Source organism: Marinomonas sp., from assembly GCF_039940335.1.
Lineage (GTDB): Bacteria > Pseudomonadota > Gammaproteobacteria > Pseudomonadales > Marinomonadaceae > Marinomonas.
On the sequence record NZ_JBDVGW010000004.1, the window covers coordinates 19,115 to 37,104 of the forward strand.

Genomic DNA, 17,990 nt, shown 5'->3' on the forward strand with positions numbered 1-17,990 from the left:
GACTTAAATAACCGCTTGAACTCGCTCAATTTGTGCAGCAACATCCGCCAAATATCCAGTTTTTATCCATACTTTTACACCTTCATTCCCAGCCTTAAGATCCAATTGGCTATCTATTGGCAAACGCAACCAAGAGTGCTTAACCAACACATCATCACTTTCCGTTAACTCTCCACCTAAAACCAATAATTCGCCACCTTCAATGAGAGGCATAGCGAATTCACCGTTAGGCTCAATCTGCAATAGGAAAACTTCTTCCATTGTATCTTTGTATAAAGGTGTCATCGACACACCAGGGTGATCATGATGAGGAACAGAGGCCATAAATTGGGTTTGTAGCCTAACGTGGGTGCGATCTTCCGGTTGAAACTGCCATAGTTTCACAAAGATCACACAACCTTCCGCTGAACCAGGCCGATGTTTAGACTGAGGAGGGTTTCGTATATAAGAGCCTACAGGGAAATCACCATGTTCATCTTGAAACACGCCCTCTAACACCAAAAACTCTTCGCCTCCTGTATGCACATGAGCAGGAAATTTACTGTTCGCTGCGTAACGGACAATACTGGTAGCGCGGGCAACTTCTCCTCCCACACGATCTAAAGGGCGTCTGTCTACCCCGTGAGTCGGGGAAGGTATCCACTCAAGTTCGGCACTGTGTACAATTACGCGCTGATCAAAATTGGCTAAAGTTTCCATGTAAACTCCCAAATAAAATCATAGATACATCTACTTACGATATTCCCTTAAGGCAAGAAAAGGTTATGCCTTACCTTAAGGAAGCACAAATTACACATTAGGACATGTGGAAAAAGCACAGTTTATTGCCGTCTAAATCATACACATAAGCACCGTAGAAAAAGTCAAAACGTTGTCCAGGCGCACCAGCATCAGTCGCTCCTAGCTCAATTGCTTTATTATAAAGTGCTTGAGCACCTTCAATAGAGCCACCCGGTATCGCTACTTGCTGGCCATTTCCAGAACTTTGAGGTTGATTATCATGCGGGGTACAAACCGCCAACATAGCACCACCCGCATCGGTTCCATAGAATTTGATTCTATCCATTTCCATCAATCTTTTACCGTCAACCAAGCCCAACAGAGCATCATAAAACTCTACGGCTTTATCTAAATCTTTCGAGCCTATTGTTGTGTATCCAATCATCACTAACTCCTAACATTATTAAATTATTTATAAAGTGCCCTACATCGAGCTCAAGAATTATTGACTACCTACCGATAGGTAGTCAATAATTATATTTTTATAACGGCCCTATAAATCTCTTAATACGACCTAAGCTATTGTTTTTATGTCATTTAAATTTTTATTTATTTATTGTCCTAAGTTTTCGAAAAAGATGATTTTCTTGTAAAGGGATAGGCGCTATAAGATAATTGAAAGGATATACGTAGGATGATGACAATGAGCAACCGCGAAAAGTTATTAAACATTGCTGAAGATAAAGTGCGCCAAGGTGGCTATAGCAACTTTAGCTTTCGAGAAATAGCCACAGAAATCGGCATTAAAAGTGCGAGTGTGCATTACCACTTTCCAACCAAGGCCGATTTGGGTGCAGCTGTTGCCCATCAATATACGGAAGCCTTCATGAAGGCTTTAGGAGACATAAGTGACATCATGGAAAAGGGCGACAACCCTATTGACGTATACACTAATATTTTCCGCAATGCTTTATTAGAAGACAACAAAATGTGTCTTTGTGGCTTACTAGGCGCGCAGAATGAAAGTTTGCCAGAGAAGGTACAAGTTGAGGTTCAGCGCTTTTTTAATAAAAACCTTACTTGGCTAACAGCAGCGCATAGAGCACTAGGATCAGAGAACCCAACCCAAGCGGCTATTACAACAGTAAGCCTGTTAGAAGGGGCAATGATGATAAGCAAGGCTCTAAATGACCACAGCTATTTCAAACTAGTCACCAGTGATATTTGAGTAATAACACACCTACACACTGAACTCTCCTAAGGCTGCCAATGCCTCATCCGCTTTGTCTGCAGGAACAAAGATATGGTCATGGTAATAAGCTGCGATCACATTGGCACTAATGCCTTTATTTGCCAATTTATTTGAGATGGCCGCGGTCAACCCCACCGCTTCTAAACTCGAATGTACCGTCAAAGTGATTTGCTTAAAAGTTCCGCTAAAAGCAAAGTCAGCCTCTTCTGCCATGGTTTTTTCCAGTACCAAGGTGACGCCTTCTTCTTCACAAAAAATGCCTATGGGATTTAATGACACATACTCACTTACTGAGCCATCCACAGTACAAAATACATAGTCTGTCTCTTTTAAAGCAGGCTCCATAGAAGCCAATAAGGTTTCTAACGCTTTTATTCCCGACATATCCACTACCGTTTCAAATTAAATTCAAAGATGCCCAAGTAAACCAAGAGTACGTCACTTGTGGCTTAGCGCAAAATCAACATCTCCACACTTTCACATAACAAAACATTTCTAACTATCTTGTCGCGTTCTAGCATTTTCCCGCCCCCTATAGTGTGATTACATGTATGAGTATTCATTAAATGCCACAAGGATAAAGGTAGCCATTATGTTTCAAATTCCAACATGGCGTAAGTTACTTGCCATCACCCCTCTCTATCTGATTAGTACCAGTTTATTCGCAGTAGGTCAGGCTGCAGACTCGGTTGCCCCGGAAGCGTCAACAGGTCTTCAAGCGCAAGCATTAATCAAAGCCAAAAACTACATGGTGGCGAGCGCAAATCCAGTCGCCAGCCAAGCCGGCTACGATATTCTAAAGGCTGGTGGTACCGCTATTGACGCACTCGTTGCCGTACAAATGGCCCTAGGTTTAGTAGAACCCCAATCATCCGGTTTGGGCGGTGGTGCTTTTGTTGTTTACTATGACGCCAGCAAAAAACAACTCACTACCTTCGATGGTCGTGAAACCGCACCAATGGACGCAACACCAGAACTTTTTCAGGACGAAAAAGGTGAACCTTTATCTTTTTACACCGCCGTTGTGGGCGGCCGTTCTGTAGGAACTCCGGGAACCGTAAAATTAATGGGCGAACTGCATGACCGCTACGGCACTTTGCCTTGGGAAGACTTACTAGCCCCTGCTGCTCAGCTTGCTCAAGAAGGCTTTGTTGTTTCACCACGCCTAGCAGAATCGATCAAAGGCAGTGCGGAGCGATTATCTCGTTACCCAGAAACCAAAGCCTATTTCTTCAATCACGATGGCACGCCTAGAGAAGCGGGCACTAAGCTAACTAATACTGCCTATTACGAAACGCTGAATCTTTTATCCACCTATGGTCCAGAAGAGTTTTACACAGGCAGAATTGCGAAGGACATAGTGGCGAAAGTGCAAGGTATTGGGGATAACCCCGGTGTTCTGTCTGAGCAAGACCTTGCAAACTACAAGGTGAAAGAACGCACACCAGTGTGTTTACCTTACAAACAATTTGATATCTGTGGCATGGGTCCACCGAGCTCCGGCGCTCTAACCGTGGGCCAAATTATGGGGATTACAGAGCAATTTAATCTGGCAGAGATGGGGCCAAACTCCCCTGAGGCATGGCAGATTATCGGGGATGCGTCCCGTTTAGCCTTTGCGGATCGTGGCCGCTATATGGCCGACACGGATTATGTACCTATGCCACAAGGCCTTCTCGATAAAAGCTACCTTGCAGAACGCGCTAAGCTCATCACACCCGGCAAAGCTTTAGAGTCAGTGACACCGGGTGCACCCCAATGGCGCTTTCCGATTGCTCAAGCAGACGACATCGCCATTGAATTGCCTTCCACCAGCCATATTTCAATTGTGGATAAAGATGGCAATGCCGTGTCTGTCACGACCACCATCGAAAATGGCTTTGGTTCCAACGTGATGAGTAATGGTTTCTTGTTGAACAACGAACTCACCGATTTCTCGTTTAAGTCTTTTCAAGATGGTTACCCAATTGCCAATCGTTTAGAGCCGGGTAAACGCCCTCGTTCCTCTATGTCACCAACCATAGTGATGAAAGAGGGCACTCCTTACCTTGTCGTAGGTTCTCCCGGTGGCTCACGCATCATTGGTTATGTCGCGAAAACCCTCATCGCACATTTAGAATGGGGCATGGATATTCAGCAAGCCATCTCGCTGCCAAACATGCTTAACCGCTTTGGTACTTATGATATCGAAGAGGGTTCAAGTGCCGAGGCTTTTGCAGAACCGCTGACTGAAATGGGTTTTAAGGTCTCTGTGCGTGACCTAAACTCAGGCATTCAAGGAATTATCGTCGAAGACAACCAGCTACTGGGGGGTGCAGATCCAAGACGTGAAGGTTTGGTACTAGGAGACTAATACAATAACGGCGTGTCCTAGTAGAGCACGCTGTCGTAAGGTTTTAGAGGGCAAACAGCTTAACTCTGTTTCGCCCTTCATCTTTAGCTTGATACAAGGCTAGATCGGCTCTTTCAAGTAAAACACTCATATGATTTTGATGATCCGGAAACATTTGCGCGACACCAATACTTGCTGTCAAATAGGCGGCAACACTAGAACTCACGTTGTCAATTTTAAGTTGGCCGAGCTCATATAAAATATCCTCCGAAAGACGCTTTGCTTGATCAAGAGGTTGATCGGCCCAGAGTATAATAAACTCTTCACCACCATATCTTGCACAAATATCGCTAGGGCGTTTGGCGTAACGACTGAGTAATGTTGCAACCTGTCTTAGACAATCATCTCCTGCTTGGTGACCATAGGTATCGTTAACTAACTTAAAGAAATCCAAATCAATAATGGCTAAGCTAATCGGTTTTTTTAGTCTTAAACATCGCTGCCATTCGCTCTTAAAAAACTCATCAAAGGTGCGGCGATTAGGAACATTCGTTAAGCCATCCATACGAGCCAAAGCTTGCACTCTTTTTTCCGCTAACTTTCTTTCGGTGATGTTTTGGTGAGCAACCACAAAATAGCGATGCTGAGTCACTTCAAAAGGTGTGACTCGCATCATAAACCAACGCTTTTCTTCTGGGCTATGGCAAGGATACTCGTAATAAAACGCTGGCTCTTGCCCTGCAATCACGGAGCGAATACCGGCTCCCGCCATCTGCGCAAACTCATCCCCCTTATTAGCCGCTTTGTCACACTCATCTAAGTAATTCATCCCTTGCCAATCTATTTTGACTGTACAAGCGTTTTCTTCACCAAAACTTGCCCAACTACGATTAACAAGCTGAATTTCTCCGGTGTTATCAATCACCACAATATGGTCTTGGATCGAATCAAGAACACATTTTAGAAACTCATAGGATTGCACCATAAGTATGAACTCTTATTAAGTCTAGGTGCATTAAAACTAAAATAAATACCCAATGAAAGCTACCCTTACATGACACTAGATGTGTCCAGTACTTCCCACCCTTTCTATACTGGTAAGCAAAGTGTTACGCAAAAAGAGGGTCGTATTGCCAAATTCAATAAACGCTTTAAGCGTCAGAAAAAATAACCATGCAAGTGCTCAGTTCATTAAAAAGCGCCAAACTACCTCATCCAGATGCCCAAGTGGTTAGACGCAGAGGCCGTATTTACGTGATCTGAAAATCCAATCCTCGCTTTAAAGCGGTACAGAGCAAAGGTCGAAAATAGTCTTATCTGGCTTCGCCAAAAATACTCGAACCGGTATAACTATCACCCATATCGCTGGGTTCTAGGTGTGCCTGTCCTAGTAAAAGCTAAGAAGGCTCGATAACGCTCACTACTTAGCCCAAAATAAAGCCACACCAATCGAAGCAAGGTCATCACCTTCGAATCAAAAGTAAAAACCAACAAAATCTTATCTTTCCAAAGCAATTACCTTTATATCCCTTTTTATTTATCTGTTGCTCAAAGACTTTTCTCCCTAAAATTCTCTCCCTATTGAAGTGCTGCTTTTTGGCACTCTGTTTTGCAATAGGATAGACAATGACAATCTCACATGGTTTTTTATGGCTTACAGCAGTAATTTGGGGTTTTGCTTTTGTCGCGCAAAGCGTCGGTATGGATTTGTTAGGTCCCTATAGTTTTAACGCAACGCGCTTTACCTTAGCCGCTCTTTCCATGTTGCCTCTGGCCTATCTTTTCGAAAGGCATAGAAGGGCTGACTTATCATTAACCCTTAAGGCTGGTGCCATTGCAGGTCTAGTGTTGTTTCTGGGCGCGACCCTACAACAAGTCGGTTTGCTTTATACCACCGCGGCAAATGCCGGCTTTATCACCACCATGTACATGCTGTTTGTTCCCATTGCGGGCTTATTTCTAAAGCATAAAATTGCCCGTAATACCTGGTTTGGAATTATCCTGGCATTGGTTGGTTTATTTATGCTGACAGTAGGGCCAAACTTAAGCATTCAAAAAGGCGATGGTATAGAACTGATCGGCGCATTCTTTTGGGCAGGGCATGTATTAGTGGTGGGCTACTACTCTCGAAAAGTACCAATTATTAGTTTTTCGATCGTGCAATTAGTCATTGTGGCAGCTTTATCTTGGCTGATGGCACTCAGTTTCGAGCAACCAACTTGGCAAGCTATTAAATTAAGCTGGTTACCTCTGGTTTATGCGGGCATAGCTTCATCGGCCATTGCCTACTCACTGCAAACCTTAGGACAAAAGAATGTCGCGCCAAGCTCGGCTGCGTTGATCTTATCGACTGAAGCCGTATTTGCAGCCATAGGTGGTTGGTTATTAATGAATGAAACTCTCTCCCATCGAGAATTATTAGGTTGTGCCTTTATTTTTGTAGGCATGATGGCAAGCCAGTGGCCAACCAAGCAAATGAAAGTGACAGACCAAGCTGCGCCAATGAATTAGTTTATATTGAGTGGCATACCGCGCTTTACCGGCTGTGCGAGCACCATCATGGTACGTGTGTCACTCAAATCAATGAGCCTTTCTAGCAGCTCATCAAGCTTAGACATGGATGTCACGGCAACACGTAACATAAAAGCGGAAGGTCCCGTTACATTATAGCAATCAATCACTTCTTCAAGACTCAACACCAAGGCTTTGAACTCTCGTTCTTTCGTTCGATACACTTCGCATTCCACTAAAGCGGTAATCGGCACGCCAACTTTTTCTAAATTGACCATAGCATGGTAACCGGCAATGACACCTTGCTCTTCTAGCTTGCGCACTCGTTCCGTGACCGCTGGCGCAGACAAATGCACCAGTTTACCGAGCTGAGCGTACGTCATCCGCGCATTCTGTTCTAAAGCCTTGATCAGTTTTAGGTCTATTCTATCCACAATCGCTCCTTCAATTTATTTGCTTTCATGGGATCCAAGGGGTTCAAGCTACTTATAAAAATGCCGCTAAGAATTGCTTCTTAGCGGCATTTTGGCATAACACTATCAGCTCAAGCTTACAGGCTTAATACCTTCTCGCCTCGAGCTATACCCGATACACCGGTACGTACAACTTCGAGTAAGTGCGCGCCACCTAATGCTTGTAGGAAACCGTCTAACTTATCCGACTCACCTACGATTTGGACAGTATAAATAGAAGGTGTCATATCTACTATGTTGCCACGGAAGATATCCACCGTGCGCTTAACTTCAGCGCGCTGAGCGCCAGTAGCACGTACTTTCACCAACATCATTTCACGCTCAATGTGCTGACCTTCTGTCAAATCCACCAATTTCACCACATCAATCAACTTATTCAGTTGCTTGGTGATTTGCTCAACCACTTGGTCTGAACCATAAGTGGTTAGCGTTAAACGTGATAGTGTTGGATCGTCGGTCGCCGCTACGTTAAGTGACTCGATGTTAAAATTTCGCTGAGAAAACAGACCAACAACGCGAGACAAAGCGCCCGGCTCGTTTTCCATTAATACAGAAATAATGTGTCTCATGTTAGGTTCGCTCCGTTTTGCTCAAGAACATATCGCGCATAGAGCCACGAGGCACTTGCATTGGATAAACGTGCTCTTCTGGGTCTACGTAGCAGTTGATGAAGACTAATTGATCTTCCATTGCAAACGCTTCCGCCATTTTAGCATCCAGCTCATCTTTACCACGAATTTCAACGTACTTGTGACGGTAAGCGTCCATCAGTACTTTGAAGTCTGGCAAAGAGTCTAGATATGAGTTGGAGTAACGACCCTCATAGTTCATATCTTGCCATTGGCGAACCATGCCAAGGTAACCATTGTTCAAACACAAGATTTTCACTGGTAAGCCATATTGCAAACAAGTCGAAAGCTCTTGGATGTTCATTTGAATACTGCCTTCCCCAGTGATACACACAACGGTTTCTTTAGGAAAGTTCATTTTAACGCCCATGGCTGCTGGTAGACCAAAGCCCATGGTGCCTAGACCGCCAGAGTTTACCCAGCGATTCGGCTTGTCAAACTTATAGTATTGCGCCGCAAACATTTGGTGCTGACCTACATCAGAAGCAACAAAGGCATCACCTTTGGTAGCACGCCAGCAGGCTTCAACCGCTGCTTGTGGCTTGATCTTTTCACTGCTGGTGTCATAACGGCCACCGTGCACAGCACGCCAATCATTAATTTGTTTCCACCAGTTTTCTAGTGCTTCTTTATTAGGAGATTGGCCTTCGACCAAAGACAGCATTTCTTCTAATACTTGGCTCACAGGGCCAACGATTGGCACATCTGCACGAATGGTTTTCGAGATCGCAGCAGGGTCAATGTCGATATGAATAATTTTTGCCCCAGGGCAGAATTTGTCTGGATCATTGGTGACACGGTCGTCAAAACGCGCGCCAACGGCAAGAATCAAATCACTGTGGTGCATGGTCATATTCGCTTCATAGCTACCATGCATGCCTAGCATTCCAACGAACTGCTTATCCGTTCCCGGAAAGCCACCCAATCCCATTAGAGTATTGGTAACAGGCGTGTTCAATTTTTTCGCTAAGTCCACTAACAGTGGTGAGGCATCACCCATGATCACGCCGCCACCTGCATAGATAACTGGGCGTTTAGCCGCGAGTAATAACTCAACTGCTTTTTTGATCTGACCACTGTGGCCTTTGCTTGGCGGATTGTAAGAACGCAAAGACACAGATTCTGGGTATTTGTATTCAAATTTCTCGCCCGGCATGGTCATGTCTTTTGGTACATCAACAACCACTGGACCAGGACGACCAGAGCTAGCAATATGGTAGGCTTTTTTCAGGATCATCGGGATCTCTGAAGGGTGCTTAACCGTGAAACTGTGCTTTACGATAGGACGAGAAACCCCGATCATATCGGTTTCTTGGAAGGCATCTTCACCGATCAGGTAGCTCATGACCTGACCACAGATAACCACCATTGGAATCGAATCCATGTAAGCAGTTGCAATACCAGTCACGGTATTCGTTGCACCAGGACCTGAAGTCACCAGTACCGTACCCGCTTTACCTGTTGCGCGCGCATAGCCATCTGCCATATGCGTCGCAGCTTGTTCATGACGAACAAGCACATGTTTTACATCAGATTGACGATGCAAAGCATCGTAAATATGAAGTGCGGCACCACCTGGATAACCATAGATATATTCAACTCCCTCATCTTTAAGGAAGCGAGCAATCATTTCACCACCGGATAATAACTCCACCTTATTTCGCCTCTATTATATTATTCTGTCTGCACACTGTATGGGCTCTATTGTAACCGTATAAGCTAGGCAGATTAAAGTTGGTAGAACGAAGTTTGCTAAAACTAATGAGGTAACCTGAAATTAAGGGCACTCAAACGCAAGAAATCGCAGTTTTTACACTGCCCGCGTCTTTTCGCGAGGGGAAGTATCAAAAGGCAAACATCACGCTTTTCAATACTTGTGTTTATCAGATTGCATCTGATTGAGAGGGCTGATGGCCCCTAAAAGGACGTAATCGACAGGGTAGCGCCGAAAATATTTTAATATTCTGGAGCTTACCTAAAATATTGTCAACACCCGCCTTGGAAAACAATGATAAAACTTGCTCTAACCTACACTTCATGGTGTCATAGCAAGATTATTTGACTAGGAGTTTTAAAATGGCCACTGAGCTCAATCAACATCGTATTATTGATGAATTTTTGCGCTGTTTCCGAAAAATGCTGATGGATCCAGAATTAGCAGGGGAATTGGTACGCATTGCTAAAGAAAATATCAATGAGCCAAATGCTTATGAACGCATTGCGGAAGAGGTCTCTAACCAAACCACACTTAAAATCCAAGAGAACCACACAGAAGCGGACCGCATGTTCGTTAAATTGCTAATGGATGTGGTGAAAGGCGACTCTCTGCTTTACTGATCATCCTGAGCTAGGCGACACCCTCGCCTAGCCAAGCCTATTTTGGTACCTGTTTTGCTTCCCCCATCTTTATCTACCAGTGCAGACCTCGAAAAACTAGCCAGCGACATTAAGCTATGGGCCACAGAATTTGGCTTTGCCGAAGCACGCATTGTGGAACCTGAACTTGAGCAATATCGTCCCCAGTTCGAGCAATGGTTAGAAAAAGGTTACCACGCAGGCATGGATTACCTTGCCAACCATTCAGAGTTACGCTTTCAGCCAGCCAACTTACACCCAGGCACACGACGCGTTATTTCCTTGCGGATGCACTACTTGCCTCAATCCGTCGAGACCGTAAAACGCCTTGCCACCAAAGACAAAGCTTATATTGCTCGTTACGCTTTGGGCCGTGATTATCATAAGCTGATCCGTAAACGCCTGACACAATTGGCCAAAAAGATAGAAACACAAGTGGGTTCTCATGGCTATCGAGCCTTTGTGGACAGTGCGCCTATTTTAGAAAGACAAATGGCCGAACAAGCCGGCATGGGTTGGATAGGTAAGAACACCCTATTATTAACCCCCAAAGCAGGCAGCTGGTTTTTACTGGGGGAAATCTTCACCAACCTTCCACTGCCGGTGGACGAACCAACCCAAACACGTCACTGTGGCAGTTGTACCGCATGTCTCACCCAATGCCCAACCGATGCCTTTGTTGAACCTTGGGTACTGGATGCGGGTAAATGCATCTCTTATTTGACCATTGAACACAAAGGCCCCATCCCCGTAGAACTGCGCAGTAAAATGGGCAACCGAGTGTTTGGCTGTGACGACTGCCAGCTGGTCTGTCCATGGACAAAGTTTGCCAAATACACCAAGGAAGACGACTTTCAACCACGTCATAACCTTGATTCGGAAGATCTGGTCAGTTTATTTGAATGGGATGAAGCGACCTTCCTTAAAAATACTGAAGGCTCCCCTATTCGTCGTACGGGCTATGAAAATTGGCGCCGAAACCTTGCGGTCGCACTGGGTAATGCCCCTTTTTCTGAGCGCGTCATGAACAGTTTACAAGCCGCATCCAACGATGCCTCAGAGCTGGTAAAAGAACATGTTGACTGGGCCATTGCACAGCAGCACAAATAACGTCCTCCAAAAAGCAGGCAATTCCTCCCGACCTTAATACCTCTGGGAACTAATCAGCGGCTAAATGTTCAAATTAACCATCATGACTTTGCTAAATTGGCATTTTTTTGCTTTGATGGTGATCCAACCTATGAGGTATTTTTTTGCACGACTCACAGCTCATTGATCCATTTGGTCGCCGAATAGACTATTTACGCATATCAGTTACAGATCGATGCGATTTTCGTTGTACCTATTGTATGGATGAAGATGTTAGTTTTCTGCCGAAAAAAGACATCTTGTCTTTAGAAGAAATCGTGCAAGTCGCCAAAACCTTTATAGCCATGGGCACCAAACGTATTCGTATTACCGGTGGTGAGCCCTTAGTACGCAAGAACATTCTTTGGGCACTCGAGCAAATCGCATCAACACCAGGACTGGAAGAGTTAACCATTACCACCAATGGCTCACAGCTCTATAAAATGTCTCAAGACCTACTTGATGTGGGGGTGTCTCGTATCAACATCAGTTTAGACACCCTTGATCCTCAGCGTTTTTTCACTCTCACACGTCGAGACAAATTCCAACAAGTAATCGAAGGTATTGAGAAAGCGGCCTCTTTACCTTTTAAGCGCCTAAAGATTAACAGTGTGATTTTAAAAAATCACAACGATGATGAGCTGTTTGCTCTGACGGATTTCGCTCTTCAGCGCAACATGGACATTAGCTTTATCGAAGAAATGCCATTGGGCCATATTAGTGACCACGATAGAGCGGCCACCTACAAATCCAGCGACGAAGTCATCCAAGATTTAAGTCAACATTACCAATTAACCCCCAGCACCAGCACCACCAGCGGCCCCACTCGTTATTATCAAGTGGCCGGCCATAGCCACCGTGTTGGTGTGATTTCGCCCCACAGTCATAACTTTTGCGATACTTGTAACCGCGTGCGTTTAACCGTAGAAGGTCGGTTATTACTGTGTTTGGGCAATGAACACTCCAAAGATTTGAAGCCTTATATTCGACAAGCGCAGTCAAACATCACACTGCAAGAGGCGATTATTGAGGCTTTGACACTCAAGCCTGAAAAACATCATTTTAACCTCGATGAAGCCCCACAAATATTGCGATTTATGAGCGCAACTGGAGGCTAACAAAGGACCCCTATGAGCAAAGTTAAAACCCCTTTTCGCCCTTTAAAAATCAGCGTATTAACCGTTTCCGATACTCGTACTCTTGCCGAAGATACTTCTGGCGATGCTCTGGTAGAGCTTTTGCAGAATGCAGGCCACCAGCTTAGCGAACGACAAATAGTTAAAGACGATGTTTACCAAATGCGTGCTGTGGTGTCCCAATGGATCGCCAGCACAGAGACGCATGTCGTGTTAATTACAGGCGGTACAGGCTTCTATTCTAGAGACAGCACCCCAGAAGCCATGACCCCCTTGTTTGATAAAAACATTGAAGGTTTTGGTGAACTGTTTAGACAAATCTCTTATCAAGAAATCGGCACCTCAACCATACAGTCTCGTGCTGTCGCTGGACTCGCTAACCAAACGCTTATCTTCTGCCTGCCGGGATCAACAGGGGCTTGTAAGACAGCTTGGAATGGCATTTTAGCAGAGCAATTGGACGCTTCTCATCGTCCTTGTAATTTTGTCAGCATGCTAATTGGTCCTTATATCTCACCTTTACATGAGGTCTAAGCTGTGCCACCACTCATGCCTTTTGAAGAGGCCCTAAAAAGCCTACAGGAAAGCAGCAAAACGCTGGTTCAAGCCGAAAACTGCGAACTAGGTAATGCTTTAAATCGGATTCTTTGTGAAGACGTCCTTGCTCAGTGTTATGTCCCTCCTTGTGACAACAGTGCGATGGATGGTTATGCCTTGCGATATGAAGATTGGCAGGCGGACAAAGCTCTGTCTGTCAGCCAATACATTGCCGCAGGCAGTGCACCAGACCCTCTACAGGCGGGCAGTTGCGCACGCATATTTACCGGTGCCAACATTCCTGCTGGTGCCGATGTGGTCATCATGCAGGAAAATGCTCAAGTCACTGAACAAGGGGTGATATTTGCTCAGCAGCCTAAGCGTCATGACAATATTCGCCCCCGAGGGCAAGATATGTCCATCGGCCAAACTGTGCTACGTGCGGGTACCAAGATAAAAGCCATGCACATTGGATTATTATCTAGCCTAGGCCTCACGAAAGTGAGCGTTTACCAACCCTTAAAAGTAGGAATTTTAACCACAGGGGATGAACTTGTCCCAACAGGCCATACGCTTGAAGCAGGCCAAATATACAATTCCAATGGCCCTATGCTGCAAGCTCTCGTCAGCCAATTAGGCTATCAAGTTACATGTGCATTGCATGTAAAAGATGAAGAGCAAGCAACCCTTGACGCTCTAACAAAGCTTAGCCAAGAATGTGATGTGATTTTATCTTCTGGGGGCGTCTCAGTAGGCGAGAAAGATTATGTGACCCAATGCCTTGAACAACTCGGCCAATTGCATTTATGGAAAATCGCCATTAAACCCGGCAAACCCTTAGTGCATGCTAGCGTCAACGGCGTGCCATTCTTGGGATTACCGGGTAACCCAAGCTCCACACTGGTGACCTTCCACTGGTTTGCTCGCACCTTACTGGCCGCCAGTGCTGGTCAGCAAACAGCACGACCAAAGGCTTACCCGGTCACAGCAGGCTTTAGCCGTAACAAAAGCATTGGTCGCGATGAATTCATTCGCGTTTCTATGGATGAAAAAGGTTCAGCAATTGCTCATCGCCAACAAAGTTCTGGGGCGCTATTAGCGGCTTGTGAAAGTCTTGGTTATTTACACATCAAGGCAGGAGAACGGATCGAAGAAGGGAAAGAGTACGACTTTTACCCTTTTAGTGAGTTCTAACACAAACAGATCGCGCCGCCTTAAACAAAGGCCTAGCAAATGGTTCATGACATTATGCCGGGCTTTTGTTGTTTAGGTTTACGCTTCAATAAAAGCGTCTTTCAGTAACTGGCGAAACCACAAATGTGCCGCATCATGTTGATAGCGTTCATGCCAGATCATGGAATAGTCAAAGGTTCGGTTAAAGAAAGGTAATTCAAATAGTTCAAGTTCTGGCGCTGTCGCCACCATATCTGCAGCGAACAATTCCGGTACGGTTAACAGCAAATCACTGTCCATTACCACTCGTGCAGCGGGTACGAAATTGGGCAATTGCACGGCCACATGACGTTTTGCACCCATTTTTTCGAGCTCTCTATCCACGGCGAAGTACTCTCTTCGCCCTAACACTACCTGCACATGGCTTGCCGCTAAATAGCTCTCTAAGGTCAAACCTTGTTGAGTGTTCGGGTGATTCTTTCTTGCTAAACATACGACCCTATCGCTTTTTAAAGGCGTCGCATGAACATTATTAGAAGGTTCTTTCGATAGCACAGTCACGGCGAGATCCACATCCATGCTGTCCCAGTCGAGACTCGTGTCTTCATTCCAAGCTTTCACATCCAACACAGCATTCGGGGCTTGCTGTCGAAATTGATCCAAGATCTTAGGAAGCACAGTCAAAATACCAAAATCGGTCGTTGATAGCGTAAAACGGCGCTGGCTGGTCTGTGGGACAAAGTTTTTTGGCTGGATTAGGCTTTCTAACGCCTGTAGCGTCTGGCCTAAAGTAGGAGATAGCGATTGCGTCTTCGCTGTAGGAGAAAGTCCATGGGAGGTGCGAACAAATAACGGGTCGTCGAAAATTTCTCTAAGTCTGGAGAGGGAACGGCTTACTGCAGGCTGAGAAACATCCAAACGTAATGCCGCTTTGGTGACATTCAACTCTTCTGTTAACACTTGTAAGATGTGCAACAGATTCAAATCTATATCAGATAGTTTGATTTCTGACACGAATACCCCCTAGTAAGAGAAAGCTCTTCTTGTTATGACTGCTGATTATAACAAGCTTTCTTCCAAGCAGGGGGTATCTGACAATATTTATCGTAACGCTACGTTAATTTCGTCTGCCGTCATGCCCAATAAATACAGAATGCCATCTAAGCCCATATTATTCATCGGGCAAGGCGCTTGTTTTCGCACCAAAGGCTTAGCATGCAAGGCCACACCCAATGCCGCATGATTCAACATCAACAGATCATTTGCACCATCACCGCAAGCAATGGTTTGAGACCAATCTGTATCCTGTTGGGCAGCGATCTCTGATAACAGATACTTTTTACGCTCGCCATCTACAATCGGGCCAAGATGTTTACCTGTCAATTTGTCATCGACAATTTCAAGTACATTGGCATGCACTTCACTCATATCATAAGCCGCTTTTACACGGTCTGCGAAATAGGTAAAGCCACCCGATAGAATCGCTGTATGCCAACCAAAATGATTCAAGACCTTCATTAGGTTTGCGATACCATCCATAGGTACAATGCGCTTATACACACCATCCATGACTTCACTGCTTAACCCTTCCAGCAAAGCCAGGCGCTGCACAAAGCTTTCCACAAAATCAATTTCGCCGCGCATAGCGCTGGCTGTCACTTGGGAAATTTGTTCACCAATACCCGCCTCGACGGCCAACTCATCCATGACTTCCGCTTTGATCAAGGTAGAATCCATGTCAAACACCGCCACACCGCCACGACGAATATCGACACTGTGGGTTTGTAGAATATGATCAACCCCTGTGGTATCCGAGCGCTCTAGGAGCTGCTGCTGCAAGTGTTTTAGATCAGTAATTTCAGAGGTTAGAACCAGTTCAACCACCGCGACATCTGCCGCTGTTGAGGTTAGGTAGCGACTTTCGCCTGAAACACTGTGATTTGACGCTAACCAGTGGGTAAATTCCTCGAGGAATTCAGCGTTCAAGTTGCCAATTAAAGTAATGCGGGCAGACATGTAAACTCCTTAATTCAATAATGGCAGCTACTATAACAAATCGCCTTTTAGATGAAAGTAGGGAATGTGGACACAGGGCTAGAAAAAGCCGCTAGGCGTCCAGTAAAATTTTATTCAATGAGTGCCTGTTTTAATTTAAAGAATCCAGAAAACCGCCGTTATGATAGGTATACTTAAAATGTGAGCCATGTTGGCTTGGCTTAACAATCAGCTAACCCTTTATTAGCTTTGTATTACCCTTTTATCCCGATGAGTTTTTGCAGGACATTAATGAGAGCATTGAAAGAAAGTCGTTTTATGGTTTTTTTACGTGACAAGGTTAACGCCGCCGCTGTCACCGTCACGACCTTTATCGCACTAATTGTTCTTACGGTTTGCTTGTTCTTATATACCCTCACCCATGCATTGGGGAACTACTTAACCCAGCAAACCGAAGTGTTGGGCAGCAGTTTAGCCACACAAGCCGCTTTCAATGCCACCCAATCCATTCTCACTAACGACCTATTAAGCCTTAATGTGTTGTTGAATCGTCTGGTTATTGACGAAAATATTTTGAGTGCTCGGGTCTTTAATAAAAAAGATGAGCTTTTAGCGGAAGCAGACAGCAGCCAAGCCAATCGAATTGCAGATCAAGATTATCGCCCAAGTGATCAGCGACGCATTTACAGCTCCAGTATTAAATTCCGTGATGAAATTGTCGGCCATGTGCTGATCACTTTGGATAAAACCCCAGCCCAAGCGACGTTACAGCACCTTAATAACTTGCTAATCGGCGTAGCGATCTTCTCCACCACCATTGCGGCCATTCTAATATTGCTGATTACTCGCTGGCTTTATAACCCTATAAACGATGCCAGCTACGCCTTAGAAAGCTTAGTAAAAGGCCATAAAGACATTCCACTTCCACAGCCTAAATATCGAGAGGTAAAACACCTCTTTCAGCAAATTGAATCGGTGCAAGCCTTGGACTTTACGCCACAGACACCACCCGCAATAGAAAAAGAAGAAATAGAGCAAACACCCGAAAAAGCGCAGTTTGAAATTAACTTTGATGAAATTTTTGCCGAATCGAAAAAACGCAGCTGTGTTCTCTACATAGACATAGTGAACTTAAGCGAATGGCATAAAAGTATGTCGGAGCTACAGGTTGCGAACCTACTCACCCCCATTTATCGCGCCATTTTCCAAGCCAGTGATCTTTACCTTGGTCAGGTAAAGCAATACAAAAGTGATGGCATCATGATTTTCTACAGTGCAACGGACTGCGAAGATAACCTATACCTTAATGCCGTGAGCACAGCGCAGCTTTTCTTAGGCTTAGTGAATCAGCTACTTTCGACAGAGCTTTATGAAGAAGCCCCAGCGCTTGAATTTCACTTGGGGTTGCACAAGGGTAATAGCAAAACCGCCGAGATGGTTCATCAAGATGATTTCATCGCCGATGATATGGGCGAGCTTTTAACAGAAATTGAAGCCTTGAGACAATCTCAAAGCACCAACGTGCTGTTACTAAACGAAAGTGTCTTCACCCTACCCCATATACAGAATCGAGTGTTTACAGGCTTGCCAGAAATTCTGGAGCATAATGAGGAAGAAATGATGGCTTATGCGGTAAAAGGTTTATCTGGTAAGTACCAACAAAAAGTGCAACAACACATAGAAGAAATGAGCAAAACGGTTGTTTAGCACTTTCTTGATACCCATAAAAAAAGATCGCTTAGGGCGATC

The 17,990-nt window shown here is 44.9% G+C and carries 19 protein-coding genes and 1 pseudogene; 11 read left to right on the top strand and 9 right to left on the bottom strand.

All coding sequences use genetic code 11. The annotated features are described in order from the left end of the window. Window positions 1–3: 3 nt before the first annotated feature. Window positions 4–699 carry a cupin domain-containing protein gene (locus ABJF92_RS01580; protein WP_446814101.1) on the bottom strand — a complete coding sequence of 232 codons (696 nt, stop codon included), beginning with the start codon at window positions 697–699 and terminating at the stop codon, window positions 4–6. A 97-nt stretch (window positions 700–796) separates the two neighbouring features. Beyond that, a complete protein-coding gene (locus ABJF92_RS01585; protein WP_446814102.1) occupies window positions 797–1,165 on the bottom strand; it encodes a VOC family protein in 369 nt (122 codons plus the stop codon). 258 nt (window positions 1,166–1,423) lie between these two features. On the opposite strand from ABJF92_RS01585, the gene ABJF92_RS01590 reads away from it, so the two are divergent. Continuing rightward, a complete protein-coding gene (locus ABJF92_RS01590) occupies window positions 1,424–1,948 on the top strand; it encodes a TetR/AcrR family transcriptional regulator (RefSeq protein WP_446814103.1) in 525 nt (174 codons plus the stop codon). Between the two features lie 12 nt (window positions 1,949–1,960). Here ABJF92_RS01590 and ABJF92_RS01595 read toward each other — a convergent pair whose 3' ends face one another. Then, entirely contained in the window at window positions 1,961–2,356 is a 396-nt protein-coding gene (locus tag ABJF92_RS01595; protein WP_446814104.1) for an ACT domain-containing protein, read from the bottom strand. Between the two features lie 208 nt (window positions 2,357–2,564). On the opposite strand from ABJF92_RS01595, the gene ggt reads away from it, so the two are divergent. Beyond that, on the top strand, window positions 2,565–4,325 hold the full coding sequence (gene ggt, locus ABJF92_RS01600; protein ID WP_446814105.1) for a gamma-glutamyltransferase: 1,761 nt from the start codon (window positions 2,565–2,567) through the stop codon (window positions 4,323–4,325). 43 nt (window positions 4,326–4,368) lie between these two features. Here the strand turns inward: ggt and ABJF92_RS01605 are convergent, their stop codons facing one another. After that, a complete protein-coding gene (locus ABJF92_RS01605) occupies window positions 4,369–5,289 on the bottom strand; it encodes a diguanylate cyclase (RefSeq protein ID WP_446814106.1) in 921 nt (306 codons plus the stop codon). Window positions 5,290–5,358: 69 nt separating this feature from the next. On the opposite strand from ABJF92_RS01605, the gene rpmE reads away from it, so the two are divergent. From rpmE to ABJF92_RS01620, 3 genes and pseudogenes are all read left to right on the top strand, one after another. Further along, complete coding sequence (gene rpmE, locus ABJF92_RS01610; RefSeq protein ID WP_446814107.1) at window positions 5,359–5,475, top strand: 50S ribosomal protein L31; 117 nt, start codon at window positions 5,359–5,361, stop codon at window positions 5,473–5,475. Between the two features lie 2 nt (window positions 5,476–5,477). Then, a pseudogene (locus tag ABJF92_RS01615) lies at window positions 5,478–5,564 on the top strand (ribosomal protein bL36); the annotation flags it as partial. Between the two features lie 366 nt (window positions 5,565–5,930). Further along, window positions 5,931–6,815, top strand: a complete 885-nt coding sequence (locus ABJF92_RS01620) for a DMT family transporter (RefSeq protein ID WP_446814108.1) — start codon at window positions 5,931–5,933, stop codon at window positions 6,813–6,815. Here ABJF92_RS01620 and ABJF92_RS01625 read toward each other — a convergent pair. The 3 genes from ABJF92_RS01625 to ABJF92_RS01635 all read right to left on the bottom strand — a co-directional run bounded on the left by ABJF92_RS01625 (window position 6,812) and on the right by ABJF92_RS01635 (window position 9,571). Beyond that, on the bottom strand, window positions 6,812–7,249 hold the full coding sequence (locus ABJF92_RS01625; RefSeq protein ID WP_446814109.1) for an Lrp/AsnC family transcriptional regulator: 438 nt from the start codon (window positions 7,247–7,249) through the stop codon (window positions 6,812–6,814). The genes ABJF92_RS01620 and ABJF92_RS01625 overlap by 4 nt on opposite strands. A 116-nt stretch (window positions 7,250–7,365) precedes the next feature. Further along, the gene (ilvN, locus tag ABJF92_RS01630) at window positions 7,366–7,857 is read right to left on the bottom strand and encodes an acetolactate synthase small subunit (RefSeq protein ID WP_446814110.1); all 492 of its coding nucleotides are present in this window, start codon (window positions 7,855–7,857) and stop codon (window positions 7,366–7,368) included. A gap of 1 nt (window position 7,858) precedes the next feature. Beyond that, window positions 7,859–9,571, bottom strand: a complete 1,713-nt coding sequence (locus tag ABJF92_RS01635; RefSeq protein ID WP_446814111.1) for an acetolactate synthase 3 large subunit — start codon at window positions 9,569–9,571, stop codon at window positions 7,859–7,861. A 422-nt stretch (window positions 9,572–9,993) separates the two neighbouring features. Between ABJF92_RS01635 and ABJF92_RS01640 the strand changes: the two genes are divergently transcribed. The 5 genes from ABJF92_RS01640 (at window position 9,994) to ABJF92_RS01660 (ending at window position 14,267) form a co-directional block, all read left to right on the top strand. Next, a complete protein-coding gene (locus tag ABJF92_RS01640; RefSeq protein ID WP_446814112.1) occupies window positions 9,994–10,254 on the top strand; it encodes a hypothetical protein in 261 nt (86 codons plus the stop codon). Window positions 10,255–10,308: 54 nt separating this feature from the next. Then, window positions 10,309–11,382, top strand: a complete 1,074-nt coding sequence (gene queG, locus ABJF92_RS01645; RefSeq protein ID WP_446814113.1) for a tRNA epoxyqueuosine(34) reductase QueG — start codon at window positions 10,309–10,311, stop codon at window positions 11,380–11,382. Between the two features lie 143 nt (window positions 11,383–11,525). Beyond that, on the top strand, window positions 11,526–12,518 hold the full coding sequence (gene moaA, locus ABJF92_RS01650) for a GTP 3',8-cyclase MoaA (RefSeq protein WP_446814114.1): 993 nt from the start codon (window positions 11,526–11,528) through the stop codon (window positions 12,516–12,518). 12 nt (window positions 12,519–12,530) lie between these two features. Beyond that, window positions 12,531–13,070: a molybdenum cofactor biosynthesis protein B gene (moaB, locus tag ABJF92_RS01655; RefSeq protein ID WP_446814115.1), complete on the top strand. Its 540-nt coding sequence runs from the start codon at window positions 12,531–12,533 to the stop codon at window positions 13,068–13,070. A gap of 3 nt (window positions 13,071–13,073) precedes the next feature. Then, entirely contained in the window at window positions 13,074–14,267 is a 1,194-nt protein-coding gene (locus ABJF92_RS01660; RefSeq protein WP_446814116.1) for a molybdopterin molybdotransferase MoeA, read from the top strand. 78 nt (window positions 14,268–14,345) lie between these two features. Here ABJF92_RS01660 and ABJF92_RS01665 read toward each other — a convergent pair whose 3' ends face one another. Continuing rightward, entirely contained in the window at window positions 14,346–15,260 is a 915-nt protein-coding gene (locus ABJF92_RS01665; protein WP_446814117.1) for a LysR family transcriptional regulator, read from the bottom strand. 87 nt (window positions 15,261–15,347) lie between these two features. Next, window positions 15,348–16,262, bottom strand: coding sequence for a phosphoserine phosphatase SerB (gene serB / locus ABJF92_RS01670; RefSeq protein WP_446814118.1), 915 nt, complete (start codon window positions 16,260–16,262; stop codon window positions 15,348–15,350). Between the two features lie 270 nt (window positions 16,263–16,532). On the opposite strand from serB, the gene ABJF92_RS01675 reads away from it, so the two are divergent. Continuing rightward, complete coding sequence (locus ABJF92_RS01675; RefSeq protein ID WP_446814119.1) at window positions 16,533–17,948, top strand: AhpA/YtjB family protein; 1,416 nt, start codon at window positions 16,533–16,535, stop codon at window positions 17,946–17,948. Window positions 17,949–17,990 lie beyond the last annotated feature (42 nt).

Excerpts from the sequence above, each read along its gene's own strand:
- ABJF92_RS01580 (WP_446814101.1), bottom strand. The coding sequence starts at position 699 with ATGGAAACTTTAGCCAATTTTGATCAGCGCGTAATTGTACACAGTGCC.
- ABJF92_RS01585 (WP_446814102.1), bottom strand. The coding sequence starts at position 1,165 with ATGATTGGATACACAACAATAGGCTCGAAAGATTTAGATAAAGCCGTA.
- ABJF92_RS01590 (WP_446814103.1), top strand. The coding sequence starts at position 1,424 with ATGAGCAACCGCGAAAAGTTATTAAACATTGCTGAAGATAAAGTGCGC.
- ABJF92_RS01595 (WP_446814104.1), bottom strand. The coding sequence starts at position 2,356 with ATGTCGGGAATAAAAGCGTTAGAAACCTTATTGGCTTCTATGGAGCCT.
- ggt (WP_446814105.1), top strand. The coding sequence starts at position 2,565 with ATGTTTCAAATTCCAACATGGCGTAAGTTACTTGCCATCACCCCTCTC.
- ABJF92_RS01605 (WP_446814106.1), bottom strand. The coding sequence starts at position 5,289 with ATGGTGCAATCCTATGAGTTTCTAAAATGTGTTCTTGATTCGATCCAA.
- rpmE (WP_446814107.1), top strand. The coding sequence starts at position 5,359 with ATGACACTAGATGTGTCCAGTACTTCCCACCCTTTCTATACTGGTAAG.
- ABJF92_RS01620 (WP_446814108.1), top strand. The coding sequence starts at position 5,931 with ATGACAATCTCACATGGTTTTTTATGGCTTACAGCAGTAATTTGGGGT.
- ilvN (WP_446814110.1), bottom strand. The coding sequence starts at position 7,857 with ATGAGACACATTATTTCTGTATTAATGGAAAACGAGCCGGGCGCTTTG.
- ABJF92_RS01640 (WP_446814112.1), top strand. The coding sequence starts at position 9,994 with ATGGCCACTGAGCTCAATCAACATCGTATTATTGATGAATTTTTGCGC.
- moaB (WP_446814115.1), top strand. The coding sequence starts at position 12,531 with ATGAGCAAAGTTAAAACCCCTTTTCGCCCTTTAAAAATCAGCGTATTA.
- serB (WP_446814118.1), bottom strand. The coding sequence starts at position 16,262 with ATGTCTGCCCGCATTACTTTAATTGGCAACTTGAACGCTGAATTCCTC.
- ABJF92_RS01675 (WP_446814119.1), top strand. The coding sequence starts at position 16,533 with ATGAGAGCATTGAAAGAAAGTCGTTTTATGGTTTTTTTACGTGACAAG.